Origin of the sequence: uncultured Streptococcus sp., assembly GCF_938036805.1 — a bacterium.
Lineage (GTDB): Bacteria > Bacillota > Bacilli > Lactobacillales > Streptococcaceae > Streptococcus.
Window position 1 is genome coordinate 1 of the sequence record NZ_CALHWC010000107.1, and the last position, 8209, is coordinate 8209.

General features: G+C 42.8%; 7 protein-coding genes. All 7 read right to left on the reverse strand.

The annotated features are described in order from the left end of the window. Positions 1–145 precede the first annotated feature (145 nt). On the reverse strand, positions 146–769 hold the full coding sequence (locus Q0191_RS04095) for an HAD family phosphatase (protein ID WP_297664079.1): 624 nt from the start codon (positions 767–769) through the stop codon (positions 146–148). 204 nt (positions 770–973) lie between these two features. Next, positions 974–1246, reverse strand: coding sequence for a Veg family protein (locus tag Q0191_RS04100; protein WP_005592064.1), 273 nt, complete (start codon positions 1244–1246; stop codon positions 974–976). Between the two features lies 1 nt (position 1247). Continuing rightward, the gene (gene dnaB, locus Q0191_RS04105; RefSeq protein WP_297664082.1) at positions 1248–2603 is read right to left on the reverse strand and encodes a replicative DNA helicase; all 1356 of its coding nucleotides are present in this window, start codon (positions 2601–2603) and stop codon (positions 1248–1250) included. 25 nt (positions 2604–2628) lie between these two features. Then, the gene (gene rplI / locus Q0191_RS04110) at positions 2629–3081 is read right to left on the reverse strand and encodes a 50S ribosomal protein L9 (RefSeq protein ID WP_005591407.1); all 453 of its coding nucleotides are present in this window, start codon (positions 3079–3081) and stop codon (positions 2629–2631) included. 1 nt (position 3082) lies between these two features. Continuing rightward, entirely contained in the window at positions 3083–5068 is a 1986-nt protein-coding gene (locus tag Q0191_RS04115; protein WP_297664085.1) for a DHH family phosphoesterase, read from the reverse strand. A gap of 287 nt (positions 5069–5355) precedes the next feature. Further along, positions 5356–7266, reverse strand: a complete 1911-nt coding sequence (mnmG, locus tag Q0191_RS04120) for a tRNA uridine-5-carboxymethylaminomethyl(34) synthesis enzyme MnmG (protein WP_187421038.1) — start codon at positions 7264–7266, stop codon at positions 5356–5358. A gap of 137 nt (positions 7267–7403) precedes the next feature. Next, positions 7404–8209: tRNA 2-thiouridine(34) synthase MnmA (gene mnmA, locus Q0191_RS04125; RefSeq protein ID WP_297664089.1), on the reverse strand; the 806-nt coding region annotated here is incomplete at its 5' end.

Here is an 8209-nt window from a genome sequence, read left to right on the forward strand (position 1 = left end):
CAGGTGCGGTCGAAGCTTACACTTCCTCTCAGACTGTACACAGACTCCCATATATAGGATTATGATAACGCAATCATCAGCAAATGTCAAGATTGGAGCTTGGACTCACTACTTTTCAACGATAAGTGAAGCAAACGATCATCAATTAGGCAAACTCTCCTTTCGCAGCCAACAAAGACTCCATAGCCCTGATATTCTTTGGCTCACTTGTGGATAAGATGGTTTCAAAACCCAGTTCAGCTGCCGTATCCAAGTTAGCTTGAATGTCGTCAATAAAGACTGACTCTGTCGGATCAATCCCGTACTTTTTCAGCAGCTTCTGATAAATATCTGGCTCTGGCTTGACAACCCCAACTTCTGAGGAAAGGATATAGCCCGACAGTAGTGGGTAAATGGGCAATAAACCAGCTTTTTCAATATGATAAAAAATCTCACAAGTAGTTGACAGGATGTAAATGCGATAGCCTTGATCAGCCCACAGTCGAATCTTTTCCTGTAAACCACTGTAAACCTCCACAACCTCATACCAATTGTAGAAGGTATCCTGAACAACAGGATGGTAGGAGTCATCCAGCTGAACTAGCACTTTATCACAGGCTTCTTTCAAGCTCAGCTCTCCCTTGTCTGTTTGATGCCAGATACCCGACTCAAAAATAGCCTGTCTAAGAAGCTGTCGTCGCTCTTTCTCAGGTTCGAAAGAGGTCAAGATTTTTTCAGAATTCCATTCAATCAAGACATTTCCTAAGTCAAAAACCAAATTTTTAATCATTTCTTTCACCAGCCCTTTCTCTATATGTAGGAGCTTTCGTAAGTTCTAGCTCATGCCTTCGCAGATACACCATTCGGCTGATCTTAACCATCCTTGGTATGGCATATTTAGGTTAAGAAAAATCCCAGAAATGAACTGTTCCTCAAAGTTGGGTTTTACCCAACTCTAGGAAACAATACAAAGTTCTGGAATCACCTATTATTCTTAGTCAAAATAGCGAATTAAATTTTTCTCTGTCAAAATATCTGAGTAAGTATAGGACTCCACATAGGTGTTGGCAATTTCACCCGGCTGCCCCCCTTCATTTTCATACTCAACGATAAAGAGAGAAGGATAAACTTCAATCAAACGACCTTGTTTACTTTTTTGGCGCTTACGGCCATTTTCCAAGGTCATCTCCACCATCTGCCCCTCGTGAGCCTTGATGTCCTCCTTGATTTTCTTCATTTTTGCTACATCTGTAAATGCATCACTCATACTATACATCCTCTCTTTTAGAAATACTTGAAAATTTATTATATTCTTTTTGGAAAATTAGCTCAACCGTACCACGCGCTCCGCTCCGGTTTTTCTCAATAATGACTTCAACCTTGTTGTTAGGAATGCCTTCCTCTTCCTCACCGGCCCGTTCATAATAGTCATCTCGGTAAAGAAAGGCTACGATATCCGCATCCTGCTCGATAGACCCAGACTCCCGAATATCAGATAGTACTGGGCGCTTGTCCTGCCGCTGCTCCACGCCACGCGAGAGCTGACTCAGCGCAATAACCGGCACCTTGAGCTCCTTCGCTAAAATCTTAAGCTGGCGAGAAATTTCCGAAACTTCCTGTTGACGGTTTTCACGACCCGTTCCTGTAATCAATTGCAGGTAGTCAATTAAAATCAGGCCAAGATTGCCTGTCTCTTGAGATAGCTTACGAGCTCGCGAACGAATCTCCGTAATCCGAATCCCTGGCGTGTCATCAATATAGATACTCGCATTGGCCAGATTTGCCGTCGCAATGGTATATTTCTGCCACTCTTCATCTGTCAGTTGCCCCGTACGGATAGAGTGAGAATTAATCACTCCTTCTGAAGCCAGCATCCGGTCGACCAGGCTCTCTGCCCCCATTTCTAGAGAGAAGATAGCCACTGTCTTATCCAGCTTAGTCCCAATATTCTGGGCAATATTGAGGGCAAAGGCTGTCTTACCAACCGCTGGACGAGCAGCTAGGATGATTAACTCTTCTTCGTGCAAGCCCGTCGTCATCTTATCCAACTCACGGTAACCCGTCGCAATCCCTGTAATATCAGTAGTTTGCTGAGAACGGGCTTCTAGATTAGCAAAGTTAAGATTTAGAATATCTTGAATATTTTCAAACCCACTGCGGCTGGCCGTTTCACTGACATCAATCAGAGCCTTTTCTGCTCCTGCAATGATTTCCTCTGATGGTCTCTCACCGTCATAGGCTTGGTTGATGGATTCTGTCAAGCGTGAAATCAGGCGGCGTAAGATTGCTTTTTCAGAAACGATCTTGGCATAGTACTCTGCATTGGCAGAAGTCGGTACAGAGTTAACGACCTCCACCAGATAGCTCAGTCCGCCAATATTCTGCAAGTCTCCTTGGCTATCCAAAATATTGCGAACGGTGGTCGCATCAATAGCATCCCCACGATCTGCCAAGTCAATCATGGCCTTAAAAATCAGCCGATGGGCATATTTAAAGAAATCCCCAGGCTCAATATATTCACGGACAAAGACCAGTTTGCTCTCATCGATGAAAATGGCCCCTAGTACAGACTGTTCTGCTAAAATATCTTGAGGCTGAGCTCGCAACTCATCAATCTCTGCCATAGGTGAATCCTTCCTTTAATCCTTTTTACCCTTCCGTAACCCGCAGGCGAATCACACTTGTCACGTCTTGGTAAATCTTTACAGGAACATCAATCAAACCAATCGAACGAATGGGAGAATCAACCTTGATATTCCGTTTGTCAATTTTTAGGCCAAATTGCTTTTGTAGTTCATCAGCAATTTTTTTGTTAGTAATCGAACCGAAAGTCCGTCCGTCTGGTCCGACTTTCTCTGTAAAAGCAACAACCGTTGCTTCTTCTTCCAATTTAGCTTTAATGGCTTGTGCTTCTGCCACCATCTCTGCGTGAGCCTTTTCCTGGGATTTTTGCTTTCCTCTCAGCTCACCGATAGCTTGTGCATTGGCTTCCTTAGCCAGATTTTTCTTAATCAGGAAATTTTGAGCATAGCCAGTAGGCACTTCCTTGATTTCCCCTTTTTTCCCTTTCCCTTTTACATCCTCTAAAAAAATAACTTTCATTTTATTTCTCCTTTTCTATTGATTCCTCATTATCCATCACTTGATCCATAATCTCTTGATTTAGACGTTGAGTGACTTCAGCAACCGTTTGATCGCTAACTTGCGCTGCTGCTAGATTAAAGTGGCCGCCACCACCCATTTTCTCCATAATCCGCTGAACATTGATCTTACTGCGACTACGAGCTGAAATGGATACGTAACCCTCAGTATTCCTGCTGACCACAAAGGTTGCTTCAATGCCCGACATGGCAAGCATGGTGTCAGCTGCCTTACTAATGACGACTGTATCATAGCTGGCATTTTCAGGACCCGCTGCTACAATCACATTTGGTAAAAGCTTCTTACCTGTCAAAATCAGCTCATTGACTGCTCGATACTCTTCAAAATTCGTCGAAGAAATATCCTGAATGACTACACTATCACTGCCGCGAGCCCGCAAATAACTAGCTACATCAAAGGTTCTACTCGTTACTCTGGAGGTAAAATTCTTGGTGTCTAGCATAATCCCAGCCATGAGCAGGCTGGCTTGAATTTTATTCAGGCGATTTTTCTTGGAATTTTGAAACTGAATCAACTCCGTTACCAATTCACTGGCACTGCTAGCCCCACTTTCGATATAGGCGATGACCGCATTTTCAGGAAAATCCTCATCACGACGGTGATGATCCACCACAATCGTCTGACTAAATCGGTCAAATAATTCCCTTGAAAGCGTTAAGGCCAACTTCGAGTGGTCCACCATTATTAAGAGTGAGCGACTGGTCACTCGGTTTACAGCTTCCGATATCGGCAAAAGATAATCAGCGCCTTCTGATGTCAATTTTTGAATAGAGCGATAGATATCCGAGCCCATCTGTTGGTCATCATACACAACATAGGCTTTCTCAATGATATTGCTAGCAAAAAGCTGCATACCCACCGCGGAACCCAAGGCATCCAAATCAAGATTGCGATGACCAACCACGAAAACCTGATCTACACTCTTGATTTTATCTGAAATAGCTGCCATCATAGCCCTCGTACGCGTGCGTGTACGTTTGACAGATGCAGCCGTTCCACCACCAAAGTAAACTGGATTCTTGGTCTCGTCATTCTCTTTGACAACCGCTTGGTCACCACCTCGGACCTCAGCTAGGTTAAGATTAAGAAGGGCAATCTTACCAATTTCATCATGCTTACCATCCCCGTAAGAAAAGCCCATACTAAGCGTCAGAGGAAGTTTTCGATTCTTGGCTTCTGTCCGAAATTGATCAATGATCGAAAATTTACTATCCATCAGTTGTTCCAAAACCGTATAATCCGTGAAAAGATAATAACGATCCATTCCCACCCGACGGTAGAACATATGAAATTGCTCAGAAAACTCTGCTACAAAGTTAGCTACAAAACTGTTGATATGACTGATATCTGAATCTGAAACAGCATCTTCCAAATCATCATAATTATCTACTGAAACAACACCGATAACTGGTCGCGTCGTAACGAGCCCAACTGTTGCTTCATACTCACTTGATGCATCAAAAAAGTACAAGACACTAGAAGCTGAATCAAAGTAAACAGAATACTGGTTGTCTCCTACTGTTGCGTAGCTACCCGATTTCGAAGCGGCAAGCTGGATAATTTCCTGAAGGAGATCACTATTTAGCTCCCCATCATCCGTTGTAAAAATCAATTCAGCATAAGGATTGAACCAGTCCACATCTCCACTATTTTCATTGATTTTAATCACACCAACTGGCATCTTATCCAACAAAGAAGCTAAACTTCCCTCTGCTTGATGATTGACATAACGAATCTGCTCAAGCTCGTCCAATTCGGTCACTCTTTGCTGCTGTATAAATAGCCAAACCAAGAGCACCAGCACTATGAAAAGAGACACCAGCATAGGCAAACTATCACCAAAAAGGCGTAGACAAATAGCTAATATGATAAAGGAAGTAAAACCCACTATCGCAAAGTGGCTCGGGGAAAAACGAATTCTTTTCATTAAAAAACCTCTTATTGCGCCATTTTACCATATTTTCTTAAAAAAAGCGAGTTTTCACTGCCCTTGAATACTTGTAAAGCAAGAAAGACTCAAATCCTAGATCTATTCTCAAACAAATATTCATAATCAATTTACAAGATGTGTAAATCTTGTAAATTTTATTAAACAAAAAGTTGACAGTAGTTGTAAATATTTCTCTATATAAAAGAGATTTTTTGTAAATATTCATTTACAAACGTGTAAATTATGCAAAAACGTACTATCAATAAAATAGTACGTTAATATGTCTACGATTTTGCTTTGTTTTTAGAAATGCTTCTAGACTTGCCTTCTAAGTAAACCATCAAAATAGAAATATCTGCTGGATTGACACCCGAAATACGGCTTGCCTGACCAATCGTTTCTGGATTGATTTTCTTAAACTTCTGTCGCGCTTCTGTCGCAATCGAATCAATATCATCCCAATCAATATTGGCTGGAATGCGCTTTTCTTCCATGCGTTTCATCTTCTCAACCTGATCAAGAGCTTTAGAAATATAGCCTTCGTACTTAATCTCTGTCTCAATTAGCTCGATAATCTTTTCATCCAACTCTTCTGCTGCTGGACCAATGAACTGAACCACATCTTGGTAAGACACTTCCGGTCGCCGCATAAATTCTTTGGCTGTCACTGCATCTGTCAGAGCTTTAAAACCAAGCGCTTCTATCTTAGCATTGGTTTCCTTGACAGGTTTCAACTTAATGGATTCCAAGCGCTTCATCTCGTTGTCAAATTGATTCTTTTTAATCTCAAAACGAGCCCAGCGCTCATCATCTACCAGACCAATTTCTCGGCCCATCTCTGTCAAACGCATATCAGCATTGTCATGGCGGAGAATCAAACGGTATTCCGCTCGGCTAGTCAAGAGGCGATAAGGTTCTACAGTCCCCTTGGTCACTAAATCATCAATCATGACTCCAATGTAACCATCACTGCGCTTCAAGATTAACTCCGGCTTCCCTTGGATCTTCAAGGCCGCATTAATCCCAGCGATAATCCCTTGACCAGCGGCTTCTTCATAACCAGAAGTTCCATTGGTCTGACCTGCTGTAAAGAGCCCTGAAATTTTCTTAGTTTCCAAGGTTGCCCGCAACTGGTGAGGCATAATCATATCGTACTCAATGGCATAGCCTGTCCGCATCATCTCAGCATTTTCTAAACCTTTGATAGAGTGAACCAAGTCCTTCTGTACATCTTCTGGCAGACTGGTTGACAGCCCCTGCACATAAACTTCTTCCGTATCACGACCCTCAGGCTCTAAGAAAAGCTGGTGGCGTTCCTTATCCGCAAAACGGACGATCTTATCCTCAATAGACGGACAATAACGTGGTCCTACTCCTTTAACGATACCTGAAAACATAGGAGCACGGTGCAGGTTATTTTGGATGATTTCGTGACTTTCCGCATTGGTATAAGTCAACCAGCAAGGCACTTGATCTTTCACATAGTCCTCATCACGAGAGGTGTATGAAAAATGATTGGCCTTTTCGTCTCCTGGCTGAATCTCGGTCACATCATAATTGATCGATGATGCCTTAACACGTGGAGGTGTTCCTGTCTTAAAACGACCAATTTCAAAACCTAGATCACGCAGATTATCTGCTAAAGGAATGGCTGCCAAGCTATGGTTTGGACCAGATGAATACTTGAGATCACCAATAATAATTTCTCCCCGCAAGGCTGTTCCAGTTGTAACAATGACAGCTTTAGCTGCATATTCCTGTTGCGTCGCTGTCTTAACCCCAATGACCTTACCATCTTCAACCAGAATTTCATTAATCATGGTTTGCCGCAAAGTCAAATTTTCTTGATTTTCAACAGTCTTCCGCATTTCTTTAGAATAGAGCTCTTTATCCGCTTGCGCCCGAAGAGCCCGAACAGCGGGTCCTTTACCAGTATTGAGCATCTTCATCTGGATATAGCTCTTGTCAATATTCTTGGCCATCTCTCCGCCCAAAGCATCTACTTCACGGACAACAATGCCTTTTGCAGACCCTCCGATAGATGGATTGCAGGGCATAAAAGCCAGCATCTCAATATTGATAGTTGCTAGCAAAACTTTACAACCCATGCGACTGGCAGCCAGCGATGCCTCAACTCCAGCGTGCCCCGCTCCAATCACGATAACATCATAACTTTCAGTAAAATTGTGTGTCATTTCTTTTTCCTTCATTTTTTCACCAAAAAAGGCCAAGTCTCTAGAAGTGCAGGACAAAAAAGCCTGCAACATCCATGAGCTTTGACCATCATAGGTATTGCTTATCTTATTTTAGCAAATTATGCTGAATTGTCAATCTAAATGTACTGCAAGACTTGACCATTCTTATAAGCTCTGTCAATCAAGCCACCACCTAAACACTCATCTCCATCATAGAAAACGACTGCTTGGCCTGGAGTCACCGCCCTTTGTGGTTGATCGAAGTTGACAACAGCCTTGTCACCCTTTACAGTAACTGTCACCTTGGAATCAGGCTGACGATAACGGAACTTAGCTGTACATTCCATAGTAAATTCTTCCGGCATTTCTTTCGTGAAATGAACCTGACTAGCGTCAAGGCTGGTTGACATTAAATGGTCATGATAGAATCCTTGGCCAACATAAAGAATATTTTGGCTAAGGTCTTTTCCGACCACAAACCAAGGCTCGTTGTCACCGCCCTGCTGGCCACCAATTCCAAGACCACCTCGCTGGCCAATGGTATAGTACATTAGTCCTGCATGCTGGCCCATATCTTGGCCATCCATTGTCATCATGCGACCAGGCTGAGCTGGTAAATATTGACTCAGAAATTCTTTAAAATTCTTCTCACCAATGAAGCAAATACCGGTCGAGTCTTTTTTCTTAGCAGTGGCTAAGCCAGCTCTTTCAGCAATTGCTCGAACTTCTGGCTTTTCTAAATGCCCCAGAGGAAACATGGTCTTTTGTAATTGTTCCTGTGATAGCTGGCTCAAGAAGTAGGTCTGATCCTTATTGTTGTCCTTGCCACGTAACATATGGACTAGACCATCTTGGTCTCTCTTCACCTGAGCATAGTGACCCGTTGCTACGTAATCTGCACCCAGTGTCAAGGCATAGTCAAGGAAGGCTTTAAACTTGATTT

What these genes read in the sequence shown, in the direction of transcription:
- dnaB (WP_297664082.1), bottom strand. Translation starts at nt 2,603, where the DNA reads ATGGCAGAGATTGATGAGTTGCGAGCTCAGCCTCAAGATATTTTAGCA.
- mnmG (WP_187421038.1), bottom strand. Translation starts at nt 7,266, where the DNA reads ATGACACACAATTTTACTGAAAGTTATGATGTTATCGTGATTGGAGCG.
- Q0191_RS04100 (WP_005592064.1), bottom strand. Translation starts at nt 1,246, where the DNA reads ATGAGTGATGCATTTACAGATGTAGCAAAAATGAAGAAAATCAAGGAG.
- Q0191_RS04115 (WP_297664085.1), bottom strand. Translation starts at nt 5,068, where the DNA reads ATGAAAAGAATTCGTTTTTCCCCGAGCCACTTTGCGATAGTGGGTTTT.
- rplI (WP_005591407.1), bottom strand. Translation starts at nt 3,081, where the DNA reads ATGAAAGTTATTTTTTTAGAGGATGTAAAAGGGAAAGGGAAAAAAGGG.
- Q0191_RS04095 (WP_297664079.1), bottom strand. Translation starts at nt 769, where the DNA reads ATGATTAAAAATTTGGTTTTTGACTTAGGAAATGTCTTGATTGAATGG.